This window comes from Streptomyces atriruber (genome assembly GCF_001418325.1).
In the GTDB taxonomy this organism is placed as follows: Bacteria; Actinomycetota; Actinomycetes; order Streptomycetales; family Streptomycetaceae; genus Streptomyces; species Streptomyces atriruber.
On the sequence record NZ_LIPN01000371.1, the window covers coordinates 1 to 2,701 of the forward strand.

Here is a 2,701-nt window from a genome sequence, read left to right on the forward strand (position 1 = left end):
CGAAGATCCGCACGTCCAGGCCGGCCGCGGCGGCGTGCGAGGCGACCGACAGGCCGTAGGGGCCCGCTCCGACAATCAGCAGGTCATGCATCGGTGACTGCTCGCTCTCTGTTCGGCGTGCCGGGAAGGACGGCGGGCGCGTGTTCCCGCGCCCTGATCGACAAGGACGTCAGGACCCGGTGCGACCGGTGGCGCACACCGGCGCGCAGCCGTCGCACCACGTGGCGGCGCCACATGCGGCGCAGGGCGGCCCCGGGGGCGGGGTCGTCGGCGGCGTGCCAGGCCAGTTCGCCGGAGGCCGGGGCGGTGCGTTGGCCGGGCAGGGCGACGGAGCGCAGCGCGGCCAGCGGGGCGTAGTTCTCCACCAGGAAGGTGCGGCCCGGCAGGGGCTCGGGGGCGGGGACCGGGCGGTGGGTCAGGTCCAGGTGCAGGGCGCGTACGACGTCCGTGTCCGTGCCGTCGGCGAAGAGGCGGAACTGGGCGCCGGGGCGCGGGTTGAAGTCGATGAGGTGGAAGTCGCCGGTCGAGGCGTCCCTGCGGAAGTCCAGGTCGAAGATCCCGCGGTACTCCAGGGCGGCCACCACCTGTGCGGCCGCGGACCACAGCGCGGGGTTCGCGGTCCACTCGCCGCTCACCGTCAGGCCCGCCGAGCGCGGCCAGGAGCGGTGCTTGCGTCCCGTGCCCCCGCCCCGTACGACACCGTTGCGGCCCGCGCAGCCGTGGACGAACCAGTCCGCCTCGCGGGCGCCGGGCACGAAGGCCTGGAGGAGCAGACGGCTGCCGGCCTCGGCGCGGCGGTCGAACAGGGCCGCGGCCTCGTGCGGGGAGCCGATCACGGTGGTGCTGCGCAGGCCGGTGTCGCGGGGCAGCAGCCAGGGGCGGCTCCACTTGGCGACGGCGGGGGCGCCGAGGCGGTCCACGGCGACGGCGGCGGACTCCGGGGTCAGCGTCGCGGGGTGGGCCACGCCCGCCTGCGCGCAGACCCGGGCGAGGGTCGCCTTGTCGGCCACGCGTTCGGCCACGTTGCCGGGTGTCCGGGGCAGCAGGAAGCAGTCGGTGAGCTCCTCGTACAGGGCGCTGACGGCGAGGGCGCTGGCGTCGTCCAGGGGGATCAGCACCGCGGGCCCGGTGAGGCGGCGCGAGACCCGCCGCAGCACGGCGGCGACCTCGGCGAGCGAGGCCCCGGGCGCGGGTGGCGCGTGCATCCGGTGCAGATACCGGGAGTGCTGTACGGGGCTCTGCCGGTCGTCGGCGACCAGGTGGACCTCGACGCCGGCCCGCCCCAGCGAGCGCACGGCGCCCAGCGTGCCGTGGTGAAAGGGATTCCTGTCGATCCGCAATAGGACCGCAGGAATGCGTGTATCCAGAGGCTGCAACGTCACCCTCGCTTATCGATCGCCCAAGTGGGCGATGTGGTGGAACACAGGATTAGAAGCCCGATTGGCGCAATAGAAATACATATGACGGAGTGTCAGTGAAGTTGGGCCGGAGGCCGGAAAAAGAGGAGCAGATATGGGACCACACACCCCAGAACGTCGGCGGAGCCGTGGACGTCTCGCTTTCGTCGCCGCGGGGACCGTCGCGTCGCTGGCCCTGGCCGCGGTGCCGGGGCACACGGTGGGTGTCGTACGCGACGGTGAACCACCGGGGGGCGGCGCCGGGAACCCCGCCTTCGGCGCGTATCTCGACTACGGTCCCCGTGGCGTCGAACGGATGAGTGAGCTGAGCGAATGGCTCGGCGGCGCCGAGCTGCGGGTGGGTCACACGTACCTCCCGGGCGACCGCTGGAGCAACATCGAGGGCGCCCCGAATTTCCTGGAGAAATGGGCGGAGTGGCGCAAGGCGAAGGACGACAGGCTCTTCGTGCTCAACGTCCCGATGCTCGAACGCAACGAGGACGGCGTCGGTGACACCGAGGTGTCCGCGCTGCTGAAGCAGGGCGCCGCGGGCACCTTCGACGAGCACTTCCGGACGCTGGCCAAGCGCCTGGTCGACCTGGGCGTGCCCGACACCGTGGTCGTCCTCGGCTGGGAGATGAACGGCACGACCTACACCCATCGCTGCGGTCCGGACCCGGAGTCCTGGAAGAAGTACTGGAACAGGATCGTCACCACGATGCGTTCCGTACCGGGACAGAAGTTTCAGTTCGACTTCACGCCGAGCCGGGGGCGGGACGCCGTTCCCTGGACGCAGTGCTATCCCGGGGACGACACGGTCGACATCATCGGCATGGACTCGTACGACCAGCCGCGCGGAATGTCGTTCGACGAGCAGGTCAAGGAGCCCTACGGCCTCCAGCAGCACGTCGACTTCGCGACGGAGCACAAGAAGCCCATCTCGTATCCGGAATGGGGTCTGTTCCGCAACGGCGACAACGAGGAATACATGCGCCGCATGCTGGAATGGATGAACGAGAAGAAGCCGCTGTACAACACCGTCACCGACTACTGCCCGCACGGCGTGTGGCAGTGCAAGGACAATCCGGAGTCCGCGGAGATCTACCGCAAGCTGCTCTCCGGCCGCAACGAGAACCCGACCGTGCCGACCGAGCCGGTGAATCCGCCGAATTGTTCGCCGGTGGAGTTCGGCGACTGGGTCGAGTACTGGCTGGGCGGCAAGCTGTGCCTGCGGTTCGACTGGTGGAAGGACCCGCAGAAGCAGGCGGTTCCGGAGAAGCAGGCAGTCCCGGAGAAGCCAGCGG

The 2,701-nt window shown here is 70.4% G+C and carries 2 protein-coding genes and 1 pseudogene; 1 reads left to right on the forward strand and 2 read right to left on the reverse strand.

The features are described from left to right. Both AOK03_RS45060 and AOK03_RS32455 read right to left on the reverse strand, forming a co-directional pair. Positions 1–91 (reverse strand): annotated as a pseudogene (locus AOK03_RS45060) (NAD(P)-binding protein); the annotation flags it as partial. After that, positions 84–1,376, reverse strand: coding sequence for a carboxylate--amine ligase (locus tag AOK03_RS32455; RefSeq protein ID WP_055568962.1), 1,293 nt, complete (start codon positions 1,374–1,376; stop codon positions 84–86). The gene AOK03_RS32455 and the pseudogene AOK03_RS45060, both read right to left, overlap by 8 nt. A gap of 136 nt (positions 1,377–1,512) precedes the next feature. On the opposite strand from AOK03_RS32455, the gene AOK03_RS32460 reads away from it, so the two are divergent. Then, positions 1,513–2,701 (forward strand): glycoside hydrolase family 26 protein (locus AOK03_RS32460; RefSeq protein WP_063792624.1); only part of this gene is annotated, 1,189 nt, incomplete at its 3' end.